General features: G+C 43.0%; 21 protein-coding genes, 1 pseudogene and 1 riboswitch. Of the genes and pseudogenes, 6 read left to right on the top strand and 16 right to left on the bottom strand.

What is annotated here, in order from left to right:
- Positions 1-24: 24 nt before the first annotated feature.
- The 8 genes from NKT06_RS13330 to NKT06_RS13295 all read right to left on the bottom strand — a co-directional run bounded on the left by NKT06_RS13330 (position 25) and on the right by NKT06_RS13295 (position 11875).
- Positions 25-1047, bottom strand: a complete 1023-nt coding sequence (locus NKT06_RS13330) for an SDR family oxidoreductase (RefSeq protein WP_253434845.1) — start codon at positions 1045-1047, stop codon at positions 25-27.
- A gap of 97 nt (positions 1048-1144) precedes the next feature.
- Positions 1145-1570, bottom strand: a complete 426-nt coding sequence (locus NKT06_RS13325; protein WP_074094860.1) for a cupredoxin domain-containing protein — start codon at positions 1568-1570, stop codon at positions 1145-1147.
- Between the two features lie 431 nt (positions 1571-2001).
- Complete coding sequence (locus NKT06_RS13320) at positions 2002-2955, bottom strand: EamA family transporter (RefSeq protein WP_253434842.1); 954 nt, start codon at positions 2953-2955, stop codon at positions 2002-2004.
- Between the two features lie 106 nt (positions 2956-3061).
- Positions 3062-3172: riboswitch (purine riboswitch) on the bottom strand.
- A 91-nt stretch (positions 3173-3263) separates the two neighbouring features.
- On the bottom strand, positions 3264-5483 hold the full coding sequence (locus NKT06_RS13315; RefSeq protein ID WP_253434839.1) for a DEAD/DEAH box helicase: 2220 nt from the start codon (positions 5481-5483) through the stop codon (positions 3264-3266).
- Positions 5480-6823, bottom strand: coding sequence for an ATP-binding protein (locus tag NKT06_RS13310; RefSeq protein ID WP_253434836.1), 1344 nt, complete (start codon positions 6821-6823; stop codon positions 5480-5482). Before NKT06_RS13310 ends, NKT06_RS13315 begins: the two co-directional genes overlap by 4 nt.
- 6 nt (positions 6824-6829) lie before the next feature.
- Positions 6830-8407 carry a TerB N-terminal domain-containing protein gene (locus NKT06_RS13305; RefSeq protein WP_253434832.1) on the bottom strand — a complete coding sequence of 526 codons (1578 nt, stop codon included), beginning with the start codon at positions 8405-8407 and terminating at the stop codon, positions 6830-6832.
- 209 nt (positions 8408-8616) lie between these two features.
- Positions 8617-11157 carry a diguanylate cyclase domain-containing protein gene (locus NKT06_RS13300; protein ID WP_253434829.1) on the bottom strand — a complete coding sequence of 847 codons (2541 nt, stop codon included), beginning with the start codon at positions 11155-11157 and terminating at the stop codon, positions 8617-8619.
- A gap of 121 nt (positions 11158-11278) precedes the next feature.
- The gene (locus tag NKT06_RS13295) at positions 11279-11875 is read right to left on the bottom strand and encodes a biliverdin-producing heme oxygenase (RefSeq protein ID WP_253434824.1); all 597 of its coding nucleotides are present in this window, start codon (positions 11873-11875) and stop codon (positions 11279-11281) included.
- Positions 11876-12223: 348 nt separating this feature from the next.
- On the opposite strand from NKT06_RS13295, the gene NKT06_RS13290 reads away from it, so the two are divergent.
- From NKT06_RS13290 to NKT06_RS13275, 4 genes are all read left to right on the top strand, one after another.
- Complete coding sequence (locus NKT06_RS13290) at positions 12224-13021, top strand: Nif3-like dinuclear metal center hexameric protein (RefSeq protein ID WP_253434822.1); 798 nt, start codon at positions 12224-12226, stop codon at positions 13019-13021.
- Positions 13022-13536: 515 nt separating this feature from the next.
- Positions 13537-13962, top strand: a complete 426-nt coding sequence (locus tag NKT06_RS13285) for a DMT family transporter (protein WP_036608521.1) — start codon at positions 13537-13539, stop codon at positions 13960-13962.
- 45 nt (positions 13963-14007) lie between these two features.
- Positions 14008-14706 (top strand): Crp/Fnr family transcriptional regulator, encoded by a 699-nt coding sequence (locus NKT06_RS13280; protein WP_253434818.1) that lies wholly within the window; start codon positions 14008-14010, stop codon positions 14704-14706.
- A 14-nt stretch (positions 14707-14720) separates the two neighbouring features.
- Positions 14721-15227: a DMT family transporter gene (locus tag NKT06_RS13275; RefSeq protein ID WP_253434814.1), complete on the top strand. Its 507-nt coding sequence runs from the start codon at positions 14721-14723 to the stop codon at positions 15225-15227.
- A gap of 87 nt (positions 15228-15314) precedes the next feature.
- Here NKT06_RS13275 and NKT06_RS13270 read toward each other — a convergent pair.
- The 3 genes and pseudogenes from NKT06_RS13270 to NKT06_RS13260 all read right to left on the bottom strand — a co-directional run.
- Positions 15315-15527: pseudogene (locus tag NKT06_RS13270) on the bottom strand (YebC/PmpR family DNA-binding transcriptional regulator); the annotation flags it as partial.
- A 51-nt stretch (positions 15528-15578) separates the two neighbouring features.
- Positions 15579-17417, bottom strand: coding sequence for an RNA-directed DNA polymerase (locus NKT06_RS13265; RefSeq protein WP_253434811.1), 1839 nt, complete (start codon positions 17415-17417; stop codon positions 15579-15581).
- Positions 17418-17457: 40 nt separating this feature from the next.
- Positions 17458-18045 (bottom strand): hypothetical protein, encoded by a 588-nt coding sequence (locus NKT06_RS13260; RefSeq protein ID WP_253434808.1) that lies wholly within the window; start codon positions 18043-18045, stop codon positions 17458-17460.
- Positions 18046-18566: 521 nt separating this feature from the next.
- On the opposite strand from NKT06_RS13260, the gene NKT06_RS13255 reads away from it, so the two are divergent.
- Positions 18567-18995 carry a hypothetical protein gene (locus tag NKT06_RS13255; RefSeq protein WP_253434805.1) on the top strand — a complete coding sequence of 143 codons (429 nt, stop codon included), beginning with the start codon at positions 18567-18569 and terminating at the stop codon, positions 18993-18995.
- 81 nt (positions 18996-19076) lie between these two features.
- Positions 19077-19280 (top strand): hypothetical protein, encoded by a 204-nt coding sequence (locus NKT06_RS13250; protein WP_253434802.1) that lies wholly within the window; start codon positions 19077-19079, stop codon positions 19278-19280.
- Between the two features lie 320 nt (positions 19281-19600).
- Here NKT06_RS13250 and NKT06_RS13245 read toward each other — a convergent pair whose 3' ends face one another.
- From NKT06_RS13245 to cysI, 5 genes are all read right to left on the bottom strand, one after another.
- The gene (locus tag NKT06_RS13245; RefSeq protein ID WP_253434799.1) at positions 19601-19885 is read right to left on the bottom strand and encodes a hypothetical protein; all 285 of its coding nucleotides are present in this window, start codon (positions 19883-19885) and stop codon (positions 19601-19603) included.
- On the bottom strand, positions 19882-20097 hold the full coding sequence (locus NKT06_RS31895; RefSeq protein WP_367399891.1) for a colicin E5-related ribonuclease: 216 nt from the start codon (positions 20095-20097) through the stop codon (positions 19882-19884). Before NKT06_RS31895 ends, NKT06_RS13245 begins: the two co-directional genes overlap by 4 nt.
- Before the next feature lie 72 nt (positions 20098-20169).
- Positions 20170-20475: a site-specific integrase gene (locus NKT06_RS31890; RefSeq protein ID WP_367399890.1), complete on the bottom strand. Its 306-nt coding sequence runs from the start codon at positions 20473-20475 to the stop codon at positions 20170-20172.
- A 277-nt stretch (positions 20476-20752) separates the two neighbouring features.
- Positions 20753-21469 (bottom strand): YebC/PmpR family DNA-binding transcriptional regulator, encoded by a 717-nt coding sequence (locus NKT06_RS13240; RefSeq protein ID WP_215075539.1) that lies wholly within the window; start codon positions 21467-21469, stop codon positions 20753-20755.
- 278 nt (positions 21470-21747) lie between these two features.
- Positions 21748-23469 carry an assimilatory sulfite reductase (NADPH) hemoprotein subunit gene (cysI, locus tag NKT06_RS13235; protein ID WP_253434796.1) on the bottom strand — a complete coding sequence of 574 codons (1722 nt, stop codon included), beginning with the start codon at positions 23467-23469 and terminating at the stop codon, positions 21748-21750.
- Positions 23470-23507 lie beyond the last annotated feature (38 nt).

The following is a 23507-nucleotide window of genomic DNA, read 5'->3' as shown; positions in this document are numbered from 1 at the left end:
AGTTGATCATGAACGCCTTACTTCTCATTTCTCATCTCTGATCTTTAATAACGCTTCGTCCAATGCACCAACGACCTTGTCACACCAACCATCAAATTCCGGATCTTCGGTCTGTAATTCAGGATGGGCCAGAATGTGCTCAATCGTACTTCGAATGCCCTGATCGGCTCTTGTCGTTGCTACAAATTCCGGAACAAGCCGTTTCAGCTTACTGTTGTCAAACACAACGGTATTGGCTTTGTCCCCCAGCAAACCGCCGCGAAGATCCTGGTCACTGCATGCTGCCAAGAACTCGGAAGGTACATGTACCGCATGAAGCTTAACTCCCAACACGCTGGCAATAATCTCATGAATCTGATTCCAGGTGACGGATTCGTCCGAGGTGATATGTACCGATTCACCAATTGCATGGATATTTCCCATAAGCCCGATAAAACCTTTGGCAAAATCAATATTGTGCGTAATGGTCCACAGTGAGGTACCATCTCCATGGATGATAACGGGTTTGCCTTCACGCATGCGCTTGAGAACCTGCCAGCTGCCTTGAGCACCATGAACACCGAGAGGTACCGATTTGTCGCCATATGTATGGCTTGGACGCACGATGGTCACAGGGAATCCATGCTCGCGGTATTGTTTCATCAGATAGTCTTCACAGGCAATCTTGTTGCGAGAATACTCCCAATATGGATTCGATAAAGGCGTCCCTTCAGTGATCCGGTAATCAGCCAAAGGTGTCTGATACGCAGATGCTGAGCTTATAAAAATAAACTGCTTCGTTTTATCCTTGAATAAACGGTAATCTCTCTCCAATTGAGATGGTACAAAGGCGATAAAGTCTGCCACAACATCAAATTCCAGATCAGCTATCAGTTCCGCTACACGTGTCTCGTCATTAATGTCCGCTTGAATTACGTTGACTTCCTTAGGTAAGTCATGGTTATGATTGCCTCGATTAATCAAATACAGTTCACAGCCTTGCCGTGCAAGCATCTCCGTAATGGCCGTACTAATGGTGCCTGTCCCTCCAATAAATAGCGCTTTCATTTTCGCCACCTCCTGATCGATTTTACCCACTTTCCCATGATATCACGCACCAAAAAAAGGAGCAAAGCTCGGTGACCCGAAACCATGCTCCTTCTGCTTATACAACCTTAATCGTTGCGTATATCATGTACATACCGCAGTGAATCTCGTATTCACCCTTTGGCAGATCTTTGTCGACCGTATAATAATTAGGTCCCTTTTGCATGTATAGATCCATGCCAAGCTTTTGTGATCCGACTGATTTGACATGTGTCACCGATCGGGTCAGAATAAAGTTGATTTTGGTCGGTACGCCAGCTTTCACCTCGATAACGTCTGGTCCAAAACCATCGTTGCTTACGTCCACATCAATGACTTCATATCCCTTCAAATCCTCCGCTGTCTCGGCTTGTGCAGTTACAGCACTTCCTGATCCCGGGGATACGTCTTTGCCCATAAAATAAACCAAAAATGATCCAAGCAATACAACAACGGTCAGACCTAGTGTTAACCAAGGCCATGTTTTTCCAAACCAGCTTTTCATATAAACACTCCTCATTCGATGTCCCATCAATAATCAATCAACAGACGGATGTATTCTTTAAGCATACCTGATTCGCATGACAATGAAAATGACCCCTCTGGGCTATTGCGATTGAGCTATATAAGTGGAACTAAAGAATATTTACACTGGACACTCCGATGACAGAACAACCTTCCGATCGCTGTTATCCCCAGATTTTTTGATTCCTTTTATAAAGGGGAAATCCGGGGATAGCTTATGCTTCCGATGCAGCTTTCTTTCAGAAAGCTTTTAGGCGAACGCTCCGCTTCTTCAGGTCCTTTCTGTCCTCTCCGTTTCGTGTAAATGTTTAGTTCAATTTATATAGAATATTTCAATAGAAAAAGCCTGATTTCTCAGGCTTTACTACGGTTATTCCCGTTCATGCTTCACAATATCCCTTTTGGTATAACTCAGGAATATATCGGTGTACTTCTACTTCTTCTCATGCGTAATTTATACAACTCTGGCAAGGCTACACCAATGAGCACAATGATAACTCCGAACCATTGCAATCCGCTGACATGCTCATGGAGCACAATAGAGGATAGCAGTACTGCAATTGGAAGCTCCACTGCACCCAGAATTCCGGCCATGTCACCACCAATATGCGGAACGCCGATAGCGAACAGTACGGGTGGAATGAAAGCCCCGAAGAATCCGAGCAGCAATCCAAATACAAGCAACTGGCTCCAGATCAATCCGTTAAAGAGGAATGTTGGCGGGAACAAAATGCACAGCAGGATCAATCCGCCTGTAACCATCCACGCACTGCGGAACGCCGGATGCGCTGAAGGTACGGCTTTGCCGCTGAACAATACGAATAAGGAATAACTTACGGCTGCCATTAGTCCAAGAGCAATACCCAGACCGTTGAACTCACCCAGTCCCTGTTCCAGGAAACCAGCTGCCAGCAAAGTTCCGCCAAACAGAATAATCAACGTAAGGAACGTGACTTTGTCTGGACGTTGACGTTTGCTAATCGCCTGAATCAATACACTAATCCATGTGAACTGGAACAACAGGATAATGGCAAGTGAAGCCGGGATGTAACGCAAAGACTGATAATACACGAGACCCGTAATTACCGTTGGTGTTCCGGCAGCCATCAATAACAGACGTTGTTTCCACGTCAATCGCTTGAATACCTGTGCCACGGCTCCTGATGCTTTGCCATTTGCCTGTGACTTACGTTTTGTTCTAAATCTTGTGTATAGCGCCAGCATCCAGGAAAGAAGAAAACCCGTAATCAGCTGTGTTCCCACAACCTCTCCAAGTTTATATTCTTCGCCATACGCCAGAACCACAATCGTGGATAATATGCCATAGCTCATCGCTCCCGCGAGAACGGACAGATAATATTTCATTTGTGAATAGACCTCCTGATGATAAGAAAATACGCCTGCATGTTTAGTCATGCCAAGGTCACAGACACCATACAAATGCAAAAAATCCTAACTACGAGCAAGGAATACATTGATTCCTTGGCATCGTAGTTAGGAAGTATAGGCTTCCCGTAGAGACCCTCGCCCTGTGTACACTTTCGGCCTGCGAGGTTATACGAAATGATATATGCAATTTGATGTAATTCGTGTGTGACGACTTTTCATATATTACATGGGAGGTGAGATGGTGTCAACCCTATTCCATATAAAAATTTTAATACGTAAAAACGTCATGTCCGCTTGGTACTCGAGGAATCCCACTCCAATGTTTGCTGTAAACCTTCCTTCAATCCATCCAGATCCAGCCCATCCACGGCAAAAGCCTCACGGATCAAAGGCGGCGCGACGAATTCATCATACTTGCCCAGATAAGGCGCTTCATCTTCAGCCAGTAACGCAGATGCGTCTTCAGCCGTCCGACACTCACTCATGATCTCGGCTAACAATGTTCGTTCATCGACCTTGCCGGACACCACAAAATAATAGGGCTCCATGGGCACAACCGAACGCAAGGCAAGTTTCTTGGACAGATTATGCTTCATCAGGCGCTCCAATGTACGGAATGATTTACTTCCCACCCAAGGAAGAACATACATCGAATCTCCCCCTGCCGGAATGACAACCTGCTTCAACAGTCCGCTTTCACGAGCTAGGCGGCGCGCCCGTTCAAGTCGATTGACGGCTTGTGGTGACAGGTAAGGATAGATCACGGAGTCGGACAACACTTCACGCATTTTCTGTACCACCGACGTATGAATATCTCCTCCCGCTCCAAGCCATAACGTATCTACTTTACCTTTTGCAGACTTCACATACACAGCCTTGTGCTTGTGATCAACCTCTTCCACTTTCCACAGTTTGCCTGCGAGCGAGAAGCAATAGCCTGGTGGGGGCACGGTTGTAATGGAACCAATCTCTTCCGATCCGTTCAGCACTTTATGTTCTTCATCATCCTTAAACACTGCGTAGAAGCGATAATTATTCACGATTTTCTCACCTGTCAGACCGATAATCAATGTTCGATCCTCTGTCCATTGCAGATGATCCGTCTCAATGAGGTAATTCAGGAAAGCCTGATATTGATCAGGTCTAATCAACGCAAAGGGGGCCAGCGACAGGATGGCTTCTGCAAGATCTCTCGGCTCCGCCTCCCCCATACTTTTCAGCATGCTCATCGTCTGATGGTAGAGCACACCTATGGGCATTTTGCGGGCTTCAAGCGGCTCGACCCACTTTGTTTTTACATATAGTTCGATAACAGCAATCGCACGCATCAACGTCCACGGCATACGTGCTGGTAATTGCGCTTCCTCATCCTCTTCCTCCGGACATACAAAAAGCATCTCTGATGCCATGTCCTCTCGTCTCCCTGAACGTCCCAGACGCTGTACAAAGCTGGAAGCACTATACGGTGCACCGAGCTGAACCACACGTTCCAGTTCGCCCAGATCGATCCCCAGTTCGAGCGTAACCGTTGCCGCAGCAACCGCGGGCCCCGATCCGGTGCGCAGTGCGGCTTCCGTTTCCTCCCTCAGCATGGCGGAGATACTCCCATGATGCACATGGAATACATCACGCTCTTGCCTGCGAGCCGCGACCCGCCGCATCTCAAGAATAGTGACCTCAGCGTCTGTACGGCTGTTGGTGAAGATCAATGCTTTTTTACGATGTGTGCTCTCATAGATGAAGTCGTAGTACGCTTTGCGTGCATTATGAAGCTGCTCCGCCTGCTCCTCGTCCTGTGCGTCTGGAAAAGAGAAATGTTCTACCCGCAGTCGCAGCTTGCGACCACCTGGAGAAGAGACCACATCCACCCCCTGCTGCGTTCCGGCAGCAAGCCAAGATGTAGCCGCATCATAGTCACTAAGTGTAGCGGACAAGCCCACTCTTCGCGGTGCACAGCCAGCCATACGCTCGATTCTGGCAAGCTCGCTGAGTACTTGAATGCCCCGATCTGCTCCCATGAAAGCATGCACCTCATCGATGATGACATAGCGCAGATCATGAAACAGCGCCGGGATCGCATTCGGTCGATTCATGAGCAGACCTTCCAGCGATTCTGGCGTAATCTGAAGCACACCGGACGGATTTTTCATCAGTTTTGTTTTCTCCGCCTGAGGCACATCCCCATGCCAATGCCAAACCGGAATATTCCCTTCGGTTAACAGATCCTTAAGACGTTCGAATTGGTCGTTAATCAGGGCTTTCAGAGGTCCGATGTACAGAATGCCAACTGATTTGGAAGGCCGTTCATGCAGTTCAGTCAATGCAGGAAAAAAAGCCGCCTCCGTTTTGCCAGAGGCCGTGCCTGCCGCAATCAGCATATGATGCGGGGTATGGAAACAGATATTGCAGGCCTCAATCTGAGCAGGCCGAAGCGATTCCCATCTTTTTTTATAAATAAATTCCTGCACGAATGGCGCAAGCCGATAGAATGGATTATCACTCATAATTCAAACTCCGCCAGAAAGTCGTCCAGATCATCCGTATTTGCGGAAGCATCTGCCCCTTTACCCGTTTCCTGAGGTTTGGCAGCCCGTTCACCAAGTAATTGAGTATAAGTCACTTCAGGATTCTGGTGGAGTGTATGCAGTACATCCATAAAGTCTCGTACCACTTCACGTGTTGTCAGCAATTCATCCGCCCCCAGTCGATTCACCGCCGTTTGCATAAAATCAACCAATTGTTCATCCGTCAGACTTGCACTGTATCCAAAATGCAGGGCATGAATCTGTCGCAGCTTCTGGAGCAGAATCAGAATCTCTTCATGCGATAACATCGTCAGCTTCAGGATCGGACCTGTGTAATTTGCATACGCTTTGGCTGCATAACGACCATCAATAAGCCTGGAACGAAGCGCTTCATAGCTGTATAATCCGCGTCGTTCATCCTCCACAAATTGCGGCGTACCACCTACAAATATGCCCAGGTGCTCCGCTTTGCCCTGCATCGTATCATTGAACATGGTCAGCAATTTCTCATAATTGCTTTGACGGGAGACGCTGTTTGTAATTTTATACAGATTCACCGCTTCATCAATAAACAACAACAATCCTTTGTAACCAATGCGTGCTGTGAATTCAGACCACAATTTGAAGTAGTCATACCAGTTATCATCGTCAATGATAACACCAACAGCCAGTTCTTTTTTCGCTTCCGTTTTGGTTGCAAATTCCCCTCGAAGCCAGCGTAGTGCCGCCTGTTTGCGATCATCATCAGCGAGCTTGTACCCATTCCAGTAGGAAGCCAGCACCTTGGCAAAATCAAAGCCATGAACCAGATTCTGCATCTCCCCCGTCACCGCATAGATCTGCTTCTCTACTTCCAGCGGCAGAGCGGGATCATCCGGGCGCAGGTTCTGACTCTGCATCGTAGATTGTTGCAGGCCGGCGATCCATTTTTGCAAAATCGGCTCCAACGCTCCCCCATCCGGGCGTGTACGTGTAGACAGACGAGTCATTAGTTCGCGATATGTCGCAAGTCCCTGCCCTTTGGTCCCCACCAATCGTCGCTCTGGTGACAGATCGGCATCTGCCACAACAAAATCGCGATCCATGGCATAGTTACGAATCATCTGCAAAAGAAAGCTTTTACCACTGCCATAACGGCCCGTAATAAGTTTAAACGCTGCGCCGCCCTCCGCAATATTATCCATATCCCGCAAAATGGCTTCCACTTCCGGTTTCCGACCAACAGCAATCTGCTCCAGTCCTATGCGCGGGACAACACCAGCTGTCAATGAATTGACAAGCGCGGTGGTCAGCCGCTTCGGTATTTTAAGTTCTGTCACTACGTATCACCTCTTCACATGTTCGAACACATCTATATAATCAGGAACAATCCGATCACCATCAATCAGAAGATCACCGATCGTTTCCATAGCCACATCATTAATCTCATCCAGCAGTAGCGTTGGCATCGTCCCATATTGCTCAGCCAGACGTATCAGCTCAGTATCAGGATTTGCGCCAAGAAGAGCATGAACCACTTGCACCTGCTGAGGGGATAGTTCCTTGGCAAAAAGCAGCCATTCTTCATCCAGATCAGCCTCAGCAGACTCGTCCCACTGCAACTCAATTGATTCTGCTGGACCTCCTGTTGCAATCTCTTCTACGGATGGGTCCGACTGCATGGAATCTTCTGTTGGAGTGATCTCATCCCTTGCCTCCAATGCATCGAATGGATTACTTGTAACATTTGCGTTATGAACCTCGTCATCCTTCTCTTCAGAAAGGTGATCATCCTCAATTGTAAGTGCCAATCGTACGTATTCACTTTCTTGCTGTAACGATGCCAATTTTTCCGTATCAATACGAACCACCGGTTGTTCCACCGTCTCGGCCTGCTCAGTCGCATATGCTTTGTCCAGGTAACGTTCAATGAGATTTGCAAGTTCAGGCTCTAATGCCTGTCCACGCAATCGGCCTCTGAATCCGAGCAGTTCACGAAGTTTATTTTCAGTACATCGATAGATCCGCGTAACCATCTGTACAAACTCAGCTTGTTCACCTATGGGCATATATCTGAATGATACCGATCTTCCGTAGATCGAATCATCATAGACCGCTTTGCGAAACAGTACACGCTCCACCGTGCGTTCATCGTTGGGTTCAAACTCAGGCAGCAGTCCAACTTGTCGCGTACGCTCCAGGTACGAATGAACCAAGGCCATGACCCGTGGGATATACTGCTCCATCACTTCTTTGCCGCCATCTCTATAGAACTTACTGAGTGTAATATCGTAATCATAGTATCTTTGCAGCATATTCAGCGAAATATCCGATACCTTATCCTGTAAAATACGTTGCAGCTCCCTATCCAGCATCTCTGCTGGCAGATATCCGCCCGAAAGGCCCATGACCTCGGATAAAAACATGTCCAGTTGATGGACCAGAACATAATCGACCATCCACTCTTGCATATATATATTTAATTGAGGAAGCCGTTCACGGTAGTTCACCCATAGCTGCTTTAATTGATCATAACCATCCTGAGCATTCTGCCAGCCAATGCCGTTAATCAACTCATATATATGAACAAATAGATAGGACAGATCAGTATCCGGGTACCTCCCCTGACGCACTTCCCTCCTCCAATACAAATACCACTTGCGTTGGGCTTCGTTCATCACACCATACGTTGGCCAGTAGCTCATAAAGGGAACCCAGGGAGACACATCTCCTTCCATCTCTGACCACTGCTTTGCTTCCTCTACAAAACGTTTCTCCGAGGACAATATGACTCCACGATGCTGCATCGTATCATGTGCAGACTGCACAATGGTTGAACGATCAGGAACCGGAACCGATGCTGTTTCAGGTTCTTCGCTCAGATCTATCTCCATGAATTCCAATTGTCTAGAGTCGTCTTTCATAGAACGTTATCTCACCCTCCTCCAAGGCAGAATACGAACAAGTGTATCCATAGGGATCATTATAACACTAGTGCTGTGTCTGCGGTGATGAAATTTAGACATTCTTGGACACAAAAAAGAAGGCATTTCTGCCCTCTTTTCATCATGTCTATTTAACTTTTTTCAAATAATGATTGTATCGTTTCAAATCGAACGTTGCACAGGCGTAATCAGACTACAATTGCGCGATTCTTCCCTTCACTCTTCGCTCGGGCCAGCCCTTGAGTGGCTTTTTCAATCAGATCGGATACACTTGACTGCTCATCAGGTACAAGGACTGCACCCCCGACACTAACCGTGACGATTCCACTCGGACCCGATGATTCTCGCTGGATCTGTAGAGCCAGAACATGTTGTCTAATCTCTTCCGCAAGCTGCGCTGAATCTTCAGGAGTTGTGCTCTTCATTTTCAACATGAATGTACCTCCGCGAAGACGGGAAATTAGTGCATTGTGCTGCTCACTGACCACGGTGAGTACCTCACCGATCCATTGCAGACACAGATCGCCTCCCTGAAGTCCGTATGCCGCGTTATATGACCGGAAATCATCGATATCTACAATGAGCAATCCCAGACTGCATTTCTCCTGCAAACAATCATCCCAGTCATCCTGAAGCTGAGACTTGAACACCGTTTGAATCGGCATATCTGTTAATGGATCTGTGTTCAAGTAATTTTGCAGCTGGCTTGTCGTTTCGGTGTAATTGTCATGTTCATGGTGAGACGCCCCGCTATGCAGTAGGACCATGACAGATGGCTTACCCGCATGTGTAACCGAAGCAAGTGTAATCTCAAGCAACAATGAGGTACCTGCCGCTGTGGTGAAATACGACTGGCTGGTAATCAAACTTGTGTTATTGTGCTTTAATTCCTCAAAATTTTGTTGCAATGTGACTTTCGTTTTGTCAGGTATAAATTCTCTGAAGTCCTTGCCCATCAGGTTTTTGGAACTCTCGAACCCGAGCAGCTCAGCAGCCTTTGTATTACAATAGATAATCTGACCATCAGTCAGAGTAAAGAATGCCACGGGCGAGTATTCCATTAACTGCAAATAACGCTGTTCATTTTGTCGCAAAATACGAGCATTCTGCAGCGCCTGTTCTTCAGCCTGAACCAGCTGATTCTCCGTCTGCCGGCGTACAATGGTTTTGAGTAAAGGTAACACGCTCAGCTCTTTCGTAGTCCATGGGTACGAAGTTGACTTTACAACCTCTCGCCATTTCTCGAATGATTTACGAGGAGACAACCGCATGCCGTCATCCGTCTTGAGCACCGCTTTGGCTGGGTCACCCGCCCAATCGACAACCTGGACGACCTCAGGTCGGAACCAGATCATGTAGTTATGCTGTCCAGGCGAAATGGCAACATAAATAACCCCGGAAGCCTTATCTTTATAAGCTTTGGATGTTTCATACTCTGAACTCAGTTTCGAAGTATAGTAACTGTAATCCTCAGACTTTCCTGCAAGCCAACCTGCCAGTTCACGAATCTGGCCGCTGTTTGGCGTTTCACCATATAACAATAACTTATCCTGGTAACAGATCGCTGCTCCGGCAGCATCCATCAGGTTTAACACCGTCTCTTCTTCTCCCTGTAATTCCTCAAGTACTCGGGCAGGACTTGTGTTACCGATAAAAATGTTTGCAACTCGTGAAGCAGCTTCACGTGATTGAATCTCGGATTGATAATCATCGAGTTGCTGACGCTGAAACAATTCATTCGAGAAAAACGCGCCCAGGAAATTGCACAGATTCCGTACGCGATGGGGTACATATCTGGCCGAATAATGATGGCATGTAATGAGTCCCCACAGTTGATTGTTATGAATGAGCGAGATCGTTACAGTCGCACCTACACCCATATTATGCAAATATTCGATATGAAGTGGAGATACGCTACGCAGGACCGAAAGACTCAGATTCAGCGGCTTGCCAGTGAGCGGTTGTAGCATAGGCACAATTTCGACGGGTTTATAATTTACATTCACAATAGTCCGCAGCCAATTGCGAAGATACAACTCCCGAGCCTGTTTCGGTATATCCGATGCCGGATAGTGATGTCCCAGGAATGGCTCGAGTTCTTGTTCACGCGCTTCAGCAATAACTTTACCATTCCATTGCTCATCAAACTCATAGATCATCACCCGGTCGTAACCGAGCATTTCCTTCACCTGTTCAGCTGCAATCTGACTTGCCTCCACGCGACTGTCTGTGCTTTTCATCCGGCCGAAGAATCGGGATATCCACTCAAAGTCAGTGGTCTCCACGTCCTCTTTTTCATAAAAAGGCTCAATCTCCAGAATGAGCAGACCTTCACTCTCATGAAGAACAGAGGAGAAAACCTGGTCTTCACCGGACACCTTAATGGTCAGATCCATGTAATGCAAATCAGAGGTGACATCTGCATTGAAGCTGCTTCCCAACAGTTTGCTTACTTCTTTCTCGCCAATCAGGTTCTCCAAAGGCATGCCCAGAATATTCTCATAGGCAATGCCCAAATGGTCCTCCGTATTTTGACTACACTGAACAATGGTTGGCGTAAGACTGGTATTGATGGCCAAAAGAACACCATGAGGTTGAATAAAGCCGGGGATATGAATCGGTTCTTTATCACAGTTATTCAAATCTATCGGATCATTTGTATATGTTCCCTGATGAAGCAATGTGCGGTTCAACAAATTTTGTTCTTTCTTGGACTTCGGTTCGGCCATGGCCAGGAAAATCCCCTCTCATGATGTTATATAAGTTGAACTGTATTAGTTCAACTTATATAGATACCTTTTAAATGTGAAAAAAATCCGCCCTACAGGCGTGGGTCGATGAACCGGCATGTTACTTGTCCGTATTAATCCACTGATCCAACAGTCGGAATGTCTCCGATGCACTGTGTACCATGTTGTCATGATCTTCTGGCGTGCTGATGGATTGCTGCAGCAAACCTGTAAACTCACTCCATCTTGTTCTTGTCTCTGAGCCGTAGGCATTGAAATATTCCAATCCACGATCGGCTTGAATGGGCAGGAACTGCGACAAACGTTTGGTCATAATCTGTCCACCGTTCGTGGACCCCTCAATTACATACAGATATCCGAACAAACGGGCAGGTGTTGAAATATCCGGCAGTTCTTTACAGAGCGGAAGTTGAGTGATCTCTTCTTCACTGGCACCCAGATTTCGTAAATCTTTTTCTAAGAGTCCAGCCTTGCCTCTAATCTCAATATCCAGTCCCGTACTTTCCCAGAAAGGCTGCTGTACAGCCTGATCCTCCAGCGGTTTCAGGAATCCATAAAATTTCTCTAAATATGTTCTATATTCTTCTATAGTCACAGTTTGATTCATAATGGCTTTAGCATAAGGGTTCTGTTCTACTTGTCTGTGATAATGAGCTGTCTCGCTCTTCAGACGTTCCATAATAGTTGTTGCTGTCATCGTAGTTATCCCCTTTCACAATCTGTTCTGTTGTTGCATATGAGTGCTTATCCTCAACTGAATCTCAGTATTTATTGAAATAGAAACCGTGTTTGTTGCAAACAGCTCCATTTAATGCATTAAAGACTCTATGTAAGTATACTTATTCTTGTTTGAGAAAACTACACGAATCCAACATCTGTACATAGTTAACACTTTTCTCCGTTGTTATCTTACCTAACTGTTATCTGCATGTTTTAGTATTAACCGAAGACCATAAAAATGACCCCTATAATCTGGAAGACAGTAGATTTCAGATGTCAACATGGTACACTATCGTTATATCCTGTCATTGGAGGAATGCATTCTATGGATCTTACTGTTCAAGACGTTGTACTTCATCTCTTAGATAACATTGAACTGCCAGAAAACACGGTGGATCAGCTCATTACCGGCTCACTTGATTGTATGGTCACAGGTATTATCATTGCTTTTATGCCCACACAATATGTGATTGAACAAGCCATACAGCATGGTGCTAACTTAATTATTGCGCATGAATCTCCGTTCTATAACCATCACAGTCATACGGATTGGCTTGCAACTGATTCGGTTTATACGGACAAAAGGACGTTGATCGACGAAGCAGGCATTTCCATCTATCGATGTCATGATATCATCCACCGCTTCCAACCGGATGGCATTACCGAAGGACTGATTCAGGCCTTGGGGTGGTCCTCTTATGTGGAGCAACGTCTACCGGAAGCAGACATCCTTTCTTTTTCGGAAGGAAGAACCGCCCTAGCTATTGCTCACCATGTGAAAAGTTGCCTTGGGATCGATTATGTACGCGTTGCAGGCAATCCGGAAATAGTCTGTAGACACGCAGCGGTATTGGTAGGTTTTCGTGGCAATGGCCCTGTGACGATTCCCTTGATTCATAACAAGCAATTGGATCTTGTCATCGCTGGAGAAGGATTCGAATGGGAGACACCGGAATATATCCGTGATGCTGTGCAACAAGGCAAGTCCAAAGCACTGATCATGATGGGACATGCCGAGAGCGAGGCTCCGGGAATGAATCTATTGGCTAACAGGTTGGCAGAACGTTTTCCCGAATTGTCTGTTCGTTTTGTAGGCGAGAAGCCTTTGTATACTGTAATCTAAAAATATGGATTTGATTTTGTACGGAGAGGATCTAGCTGATTTGTTTTATACTAATTGTCGACTCGACCCCGGAGCTATGCATTCTTTCTACGCTCCGAGGTCAAGTCGGGAGACTCTCGTTTCATTTCTTGGATAACTAACGAACCTGACACACTCTATTTAGCGAATATTTGCTGATTTTCAAAAGTAACGAATCGTAGACACCCTATCCCTCCATTCCCCCTGTTTTATAGCCACTTTCTACCCGACATAGCCCATTTAACGTTGCTGAGATTCCTTAGATTTCTCAAATCAATCGAATCGGTACAATAAGGTGTCACTGGTTCGTTGGATTATGATGAACAATGAGTACCTGAACACATAAGTCGCGTATCTCTTCATGCCCATCTGGATTTCCCGGGTTCTTTATTGTACTCTAGATGCTGTGACTTCAAAGCTCAGGACATTTGTCCTTGGCGTTTAGGGTGAGTTTATCATTTAATAGAAGTCGAAGTGATTGAATAAGGAGCGTACATATGAGAGGAATTATTTTTGCATTACTGGGCGGCGCGTGTATCACGCTCCAAGGGGTTGCCAATACTCGGATTAGCACCGACATGGGCACATGGCAGGCCGCTACGATTACACAACTGACAGGATTCATATTAGCGGCGCTGATCCTAATGTTTGTTAGAGACACCAACCTTCAAGGACTCAAACAAGTAAAACCCATGTACCTGGCTGGAGGTGCTTTTGGTGCCGTCATTATTTTCAGCGAAGTGACAGCAATTCAGCAAATTGGGGTTACATTCACGATCTCGGCCCTGCTCATTGCGCAGCTGTTCCTGACTTTTCTGGTGGATAGCAACGGATGGTTCGGCGTAGTGAAACAAAAGATGAAACTACCGCAATTTCTGGGCATTGCCTTAATGGTGACTGGTGTCATTATTATGAAACTATAGTTTTTGAAGAAGGATTGAAACATATCGTCGGGGGTGAACAACAGCGTGCAAGAAATCCATAACGAGCAACAATTAATACAATATCTGAAGCAATATGAACTCGAAACTGTATTTCACGATCCCCTGCGTACACATATGACGTTATGCCACTTTGAGAAGTGTGAACTGATCTGTCGTGAAGGGGAAACTTCCGAATATTTGTACGTGCTAGTCGAAGGTAAAATCAAGATTTTCACCACCTCCGCACAGGACAAAACGCTGGTGCTTTGTTTCAAAACACCGCTTGAAGTTGTCGGTGACATAGAGTATGTCCGTGAAAGCGATATTGTTAATACGGTTCAGGCCGTGTCACCTGTAGTGATGCTTCGCATTCATTATCAATGGCTCGCTGAGCTTGCCAGCGATTATGCACCTTTACTTAAATTTTTGCTCAAAATCATCTCACACAAATTCTACATTGACTCAAACTTTTCCAATTTCAACCTGATGTATCCCGTTGAGGTTCGTCTAGTCAGCTACCTGCTCTCCATCTCAACAGAAGAAGCGGGCAACGTCGTTCATGAAGAGCTGGACGCGTTCAATCTGACTGACATCGCGAATCTGATCGGCACCAGTTACCGACACCTGAACCGGGTCATCCAGAAACTCTGTGCAGACGGATTAATCGAACGACATCAAGGACTGATTATGATCAAAGATCGGGCAGGTCTACGTGAAATAGCAGGTCACAATATTTATGAATAAGGAGTTCGACAACCATGTTAATTACAGGGATTTCGCTTGCACTACTGGCAGGTGCACTTGTCAGTCTGCAAACGATTTTTAATAGCAAAGTCAATGAACGCACCGGTTCATGGTCCACAACAACGCTGGTGCTTTTCACCGGATTCATTGCTTCATTCCTGATCTCTCTGCTAGTGGAAGGAAAAAATACATTCAGCTTCCAGCATATGCAACCCTGGTACTGGCTCAGTGGAGCCATCGGCGTTGGTGTAGTCTTCTGTCTCGTGCAAGGTATGAAATTGCTTGGTCCCACATATGCCATCTCGATCGTGCTAACATCCCAACTGAGCTTTGCTCTATTGTTTGACTCCATGGGATGGCTCGGTCTGGAGCAAATTCCTTTTTCGTGGAATCAACTGCTCGGTGTACTTGTTATTGTGGGCGGAATTGTGTTATTCAAGTTCGGTGGGGGGAACTCGGAAAAATCAAACCCGTCGGATGCATCCGACAAGTCGCCTGGCTCACTGCAATCCAACTCTTAAAATAACTAAAAAGAGTGTCCGTCCAATCCCGCAGATTGGTCAGACACTCTTTTTATGCAATCATACACTACGTATCGCCTAGTACGCCTAAACGAACTCTACGTTATGGTACACCTGCTGAACATCTTCAAGGTCTTCAAGCGCATCGATCAGTTTCTCGAACTGAGCTTGTGCATCCTCTGGAAGTTCAATATGGTTCTGTGCAAGCATCGTCAGCTCGGCTACGGTGAACTCCGTAATACCGGCTGCTTTGAATGCTTCCTGTACAGCGTGGAATTGATCCGGTTCTGCATATACGATTTATAGTTTGTTTTTATTTGACTCAAAATACTTAATAACTGTAACAACTATTTAAAATGGAAGATCATCGTCATTTAGATCGATAGGTTTTGAATCATCCTTAAATGGGTCGTTAATTGTAGAAGTTTCATCGTTAATATTGATTGGAACCATGTCAACCTCAAATGGATTGAGAATATCATTAATTATGATGTTCAAATCCTCACTAACAGGTCCCAGAGTAGTTAGATGTTCACCTGAAGTGACTTCGCTTTCAGAAAATTCATCTCTGATGTAGTTATGTTTATTTATATTTCTTTCATCCAAATCCTCTAATATTTTTTCATGTGCGTTTACTTCTAATGCTGACAAAGCGACAGTGATTGTCCGTAGCATTGAATTGGACTTACCAACATACTTATATATTTGATTTCTATTTGATTTTTCATGACTAAGTAGGCCCACCATTGCGCTAATTATTAATTCTGGAGCGTGACCACGAGCAACATTTTTCTTCATCTCAAGAAATCCAAAATTATTTTCAGGAATTTCTAATATCAAACATTTAACAATGTTTGTAACGGCTGGATGCCTGTAAATAGTTACCAACAAATTAGCTATTGACTCATTCAGCTCAGTAAAATCAATAATAATTTTTGTTATCCAAAACAATTGATATTCTGGTATAAAGGATTCCTCAATAAAAGTTTCAAATTCGCTTATAATTGAATCGGTGATCCTCATGTAATTTCTTTTTAAATTATAATATAAATTCTTTGTTAGTTGAGGGGAACTATTTAAAACCAGTCTTGTAAGTTCTAATGTTTCTGCCTCCGTTGTCATTAGTAGGGATAAGATAAGTTCAATATCCTCATCTTCGATGTTTTTTTTGTGAAGTAAACCATGTAAAAATTCAGCTTCTTCTGATGTTAATTGATCGATTTCATTGTCGTCAAACTCACCAGTATATGAATTGATAGCCAATCTTCTTTTGGCTAACAATGATGTCTTAACAGTTTCAATATCATTATCTGATTCGTCTTCTCCTACAATAACACTTGTCTTCTCCTCGTTTAGACTCAGACCTTTCTCACCTAATATTTTTTGGACACTAAATATATCTCTCTTTATGGTTTCTTCACTGTCTGAAAAGAAATAGATATCATCCATAAAACGTATGATGTTTTCACTTTTAAGTTCCCTAGAGGCTTCAATAAAACTAAGAAAATTACTGCCAATGACCTTCATAGGAAATAAACCTTGTGGCATACAACTCGTGCTTCTCCCCTCATTGATTTCTCTTAAAAACTTACCAATCTTCTCTGCTTCCTGTTGGTTAACCACCCTAGCTATGTAACTTACGACATCATGATGATATATGTTATTGAAGAAATTAGAAATATCAATTTTACCCATGTACTCAAACTTTGTTTTCAAGGAATGTAGTTTCGTTATAAATTCTTTATACTCTTCACTTTGAGAATGGTACGTATCACCATCAAAAGTATAACCGAAGCATTCCCGATCTGAATACTCTTGCTTTTGAAAACTATCCCTATTCCTGTAAACGAAGTCATATATAAATATATAAGCAATTGGATCTAATTGAAAAGTTTGTCTATAGTGTTTTTTATCTTTCAAAGCATACACCCAAGGTTGAATTAAAAAATAAGATTGCGCTATGTCATTTACTCTTTTTATCTGCTTCTTATCAAGAATCTCAGATATCTTTGTATACTCAGTTTCATTTAGATTATTTTTTAGCCAAGATTGAGAGAAAATTTCATCATTAATATAATCCAAAATAAATTCCAATTTAAACTTAGAGAGAACCAGAATGGATCGAAGTGGAAAAAGTGTTTTTTGAAAATCTTTTAATATAAAATCGTAAACATTATCAAAATTACTCATATTGCCTCCCCTTTTACATTAAGTAATAAAGTAACCGCATTTATTCGTAAGGTGGAAATGAGAAATATGCAGGAATTAATTCATGCTCCACAGTAAGAGCACCATTACCTTCTTTGAAAATCCTATAAAATACTTTTGATTCTGTTGACTTAGGAAAGATAAGATTATCGATAAATGGAGACAGATAAATCCCAGCATTTATTATTAAAGGAACCACATTAATAAATATTCTTTCCTTAGGTATATCTTCAGATTTCATTTCAAAATTATCCGCGTTTAGATAATTCCTAATCATCTCACGACTTCCACTCCTTAGTCGTGATTGGTCTCTTGGAAGGCTAATGAAATTTTCTATATCGTCCCAAGATATATGAAATTTAAAAAAACCTCCTCTCTTCCCATCAACTAATTTTCCTGGAAAGTCTACTAGAAGGTAATCTGCTTTTATAGTAGGTTCAACAAGATTTTGCAAATGATAATTGTAAATGCTACGTATTCTATTAGACTGATTATGATGTCTAGCGTTTCTTATAGCCAGCATAATACATAACTCAGGTATAGAATACCAATCTATATTAATGCCTTCTTTTTGCATGGCATCATAAAAATTATGAATTGCATTAACCACTGCATTAAACCCAATCTCAAAATTACCAACAGCCTCTCATCTATCGATTAAAATTAATTTAGGATAGTCATGCCAGTAATTTTCGCTGAAAACTCTTAGAGCCTGCGATAAGTCTTCAAAAGAACTATTTAATGTTAGACTCAAAAACTACACTCCTTTATTTAAAACATTTTTAATCACATTAGAATATAATAATTTCAAGTTGCGCTTTCACCCAAAAGTCTAGCGTAGTATATTTTTCTCTTAATCTAACATATAACTATATACAATCTTTAACAGGGGATATGAACCTAGTAAAAATATACCATATAATTACTACTTTTGTTTGATTTTATTTCACGTAGTATATAAGACTACAGTACCATATAATATCTTCTTGATAGAAAAAACAGTTCTTTTGCTGAGCATTAGTTTAATGTTAAATTAATACTTGAATTCTTAGAATTTTTCTGGAAAAGAATTCTACTGTTTATGGATAAAACTATATATAATGTAGATACTATATATTAGGAGTGAAAAAAATGCCGAAGGTTTACATAATAAATACAAATAAATCACACAATCCTAATGCTGAAAATGATATGCTTAATAACATGAAGTGCGCTGCTTACTATAGTCATTGGAAGCATTATATCGACACAATTGAAGCAAATGACATTGTTTATCTCTATAGTAATGGTGTTGGAATAATTGCAAGAGGGATAGCTACAGGTATTGTAGAAATTGATGATTACAATGGGGAAGAGAATGAAGAACATTATATGCATCTAGATCGATTTGAGAAAATGAATAAACCTTTAACAGCGGAAAAATTCACGAATATACTTACAATGGCTACAAGTGGAGATCAGAATAAGCAATATAAGATTCAGTGGAATCAGACCATGATACTTATTGCTTATTCTCTTGGATTAAAAGTTTGGCAAGAAATCACAAAACACCATATTTAGCATGTTAAATAAGACTTATAACCTCTTCGTATTCTTTTATGTCGTCTCTTATGAAAATTAGAAAGGTGGTTTCGATCGCCTGTGAATGATAATGAAAAGAGGCCCAAGAAAAGCACTTTAATGGATATTGCCGGGCTGTTAAAACCTGATACTAAGAAAATAAAGGAACAAAAAAGAGATAAAACATTCGATCAAATTAGAGAAGAAGCCCTCACTAAACACACTCAGGAACAGTATGAAAAGCTTAACTCATCCAATGATAAAAATAATGAAACAATTAATTGAAGTGATCTGTATGTAGTTGAGTATAAAGCTTACTTCCTACTTCGTTCATATTAGTAAAAAACACTAATAGCTCAATGCTAATAGTGTTTTTTTACATAAAGTAAATTAAAAGATTATCTAACGAGATTGTTCTTCCACTCTTTCCAAGAGTTAAAGTTAATTGGAGTACCTGATTCGGAAATTTTCACAAACTCTAAAAACTGTTCAAAGTTAGCAGAAGGATTCTTCTCTGAATATTTAGTAACGAATTGGACCATAGCTTTATATGCCATCAAGTCCAGAACGGAGTATGTTCGTTCTTCAATAGATGTATCTCTTTCCTATGAGTAAATAACTTCATACATATGATTCAAACTCGATTTACTCTGGATAAATGTAATAGCCCTGTCCCAATTCCCTTTTTGCTGAGAAGCAGAATAGTCAACACTATGCTCACTTACTGGTTGTGTTTTATCCTTGGAGATTATAAAAGCATCGATTCCTAAGATGCTCAAGTTATTATCATTACAGTAAGTAATTAGATCAATCGCATCCGAAAAGCTATATAAATACAGACCACCACGTATTGTTGCTTTGTCTATAATGTTATTCTTTGAAAGACTCATTTTTTTCTCCTTTCTTGGTGAGTAAGGATTTTTATTATACTATGCGGTTCCCAATCTGGATCGTTTCTGTTACTTACTTGAATAATTAAACCTGATTCATCCTCAACAGTAACATAACTTCCATCTTCGTTAAAATATGCTGCTGCTTCTTTACCATTCGCCTTGTTTTCAGCCTCACTAATTTCGTGAGGTTCGTTTACTGTTGATTCAATTCATTCTTCAGTCCATCCTCTTTTTTTTCATTTGTTTGTTTATATTTTCATTTATCTGAATGCATTGATTAGTCATTTCACTTCATCATCGTCGAAAGTTTTTATAAGAACTTTAGGTTCTCTCATCCATTTCAAACCTAGCACTGGATTTCTCTTTTCAGCGATATACCCTTCCTCCACAATGAATTTTAAAAATGAACGGATATTTTTTTGTATTCCATTAATGTAGGTCTCAGATAGTCCTTTCAATTCCAAGTTCATAAGATATGCTTTGATGTGAGAGGTGTTGATTTCTTCTATTTCAACAACTGAAAATTCATTACATAAATAATTCAGAAATACCCTATTGTTATTTCTATATCCTTTTATAGTGGGGATACTATAGTCCTTGATCTCCTAATCAAAAAGAAACTCTTTGTAAACATCTTCAAATAACATAAAAAAACTCACTCCTTATATGGATATTTCCATACAAAAAGTGAGTTTTGACACAATGCCCTTAACGTTTTAGATAGGAAAACGTATATCATCATAAAAATCACCAAGCGCTAACAGGTATACCCTCGCTGAGCTATAAAAATGATGAATTCTTAATATTTGTCCTACCCTGACAAGGCTACAATGATGCAATCAAACCACGTATCGTCTCGTTCGCTTACACGAACTCTACGTTATGGTAGACCTGCTGAACATCTTCAAGGTCTTCAAGAGCATCAATCAGTTTCTCGAACTGAGCTTGTGCATCCTCTGGAAGTTCAATATGGTTCTGTGCAAGCATCGTCAGCTCGGCTACGGTGAACTCCGTGATACCGGCTGCTTTGAATGCTTCCTGTACAGCGTGGAATTGATCCGGTTCTGCATATACAATCACCGCTTCGTCTTCATCCACGATATCACGTACATCTACGTCTGCTTCAAGCAGAATTTCAAGTACTTCCTCGGAATTCTTGCCCTCTACACCGATTACCGCTGTAGGATCAAACATGTAAGCAACAGAACCACTGACACCCATGTTTCCAGCGTTTTTGTTAAACGCAGAGCGTACTTCCGGCGCTGTACGATTTACGTTGTTGGTAAGTGCATCCACGATGACCATCGCACCATTCGGTCCGAAGCCTTCATAACGCAACTCTTCATAGTTCTCATCCCCGCTGCCTTTTGCTTTTTCCATCGCACGATCAATAATGGCTTTGGGTACATTATACGTTTTGGCACGTTCCAGCACGACTTTCAGTGCACGGTTCGCTTCCGGGTCCGGTTCGCCCTTCTTGGCAGCTACATAGATCTCAACGCCGAATTTAGCGTAGACCCGGCTCGTGTTTGCATCTTTTGAAGCTTTCTTTTCCTTGATATTATTCCACTTACGACCCATATCGTTTCCGCTCACTTTCAACATGTAATCTGCTTTCTACTATGCCATTATATCTTGTTGAGCGTACTTCAACAAGTTAATACCTACGAAAAACTGGGAGTAACTGCGGTGATTATCCATCTCCATTTGAAGATTAGCCTCAGTTTATCCTCTCATAATCTCTCAGCAACAACTAACATTACCTCTACTCACTCCATATATAACAAACAAGAAGCACCCCATAAGGAATGCTTCCGTCCCTAAATCAGTCCTAACTTCAGATCATCTTACCCGGTCCATTAAGCGTGAAATTGTCGACCATCCAACACTTCAGGAACATAGCCTGCACGAATGACAAAGTCTCCGAAATGTTCACCTTCATAACGCTCTTTGGCATATTGGTTCACCATTGGAGTCAACGTGTCCAGAATCTCGGTTTCGCCAATGTTTTCTTTGTACAGTTTATTCAGGCGATGTCCGGTGAAGCTGCCACCAAGATACATATTGTATTTCCCTGGTGCTTTACCGATAAATGAAATCTCCGCCAGCATCGGTCTTGCACATCCGTTCGGACAGCCTGTCATGCGAATGACAATCTCTTCGTCTCTCAGCCCGGCTTCGTCCAGTACTGGCTCCAGTTTGTCGATCAGAGACGGCAGGTAACGTTCGGACTCAGCCATCGCAAGGCCGCAGGTTGGAAGCGCAACACAAGCCATCGAACTTCTGCGCAGCGCAGAGTAATGTGCCCCATCCGTCAGGTTATACTGCTGAATGAGTGCTTCAATCTTTTTCTTCTTCTGGCTGCTGATGTTACCAATGATCAGATTTTGATTGGCTGTCAGACGGAAATCACCCGTATGCACTTTGGCAATCTCACGCAAACCCGTCATGAGAGGATATCCATCCACATCTTTGACACGACCATTCTGAATGAACAGCGTGTAGTGCCATCTGCCATTATTGCCTTTTACCCAACCGTATCGATCTCCGTTCGTCTCAAAATGATACGGACGTGCCGCATCCAGTTTCCATCCCAAACGGCTGGTCAGCTCTTCGACAAACCACTCCACACCACGATCATCCAGCGTATATTTGAAACGAGCATGTTTACGAACTGCACGATCTCCATAATCACGCTGAATCATAACTGTTTTCTCTGCAACATCAATCATTTGCTCCGGAGTACAGAAACCAATGACTTTGGACACCTGAGGATAGGTTTTGGCGTCACCATGAGACATCCCCATGCCGCCGCCAACGGACACGTTGAAGCCTTGCAGCTTGCCGTTCTCAACAATAGCAATAAAACCTAGATCCTGTGAATAGACATCCACATCATTGGATGGTGGTACAGCAATACCGATCTTGAACTTCCGCGGCAAATACACTTTGCCATAGATTGGTTCAACTTCTTCGTCAGAGTCCTGGGAATCAATCACTTTCTCGCCATCCAGCCACAGCTCATGATAAGCCCGCGTGCGAGGGTCCAGATGATTGCTCACCTGACATGCCCATTCGTACACTTCAGCATGCACATCGGATTGATTCGGATTCGGGTTACACATCACGTTACGGTTTACGTCCCCACATGCAGCCAGTGTGCTTAGCAACGAATCGTTTACTTCGCGAATGGTGTTCTTAAGATCCCACTTCAGTACACCATGCAGTTGGAAAGACTGACGTGTGGTTAGACGAATGGTCTGATTCGCATATTTATGTGCCACTCTGTCCATCATCAACCACTGCTCCGGGGTTACAATTCCACCGGAAGCACGTACACGCAACATGAATTGATATGCTGGCTCCAGCTTGGATTTGTGACGCTCATTACGTAGGTCACGATCATCCTGCATATAACTGCCGTGGTGTTTCATCAGACGATTGTCGTCCTCTGGAATGGCACCCGTGATGCGATCAGCCAACGTTTCGGTCAGACTTCCGCGCAAGTAATCACTTTTGATCTTTATATCTTCCACATCGCTATTCGTGCGCTGTGGGTTAAGTAAGTTATTATAAGCCATGCTGCTTTCTCCTCTCGTCTCTGCGGGATGGTGCAATC

It is taken from the genome of Paenibacillus sp. 1781tsa1 (genome assembly GCF_024159265.1).
Taxonomy (GTDB): Bacteria; Bacillota; Bacilli; order Paenibacillales; family Paenibacillaceae; genus Paenibacillus.
Note: the sequence above shows the minus strand (reverse complement) of the source record. Positions and strands in the feature narration are given on the sequence as shown.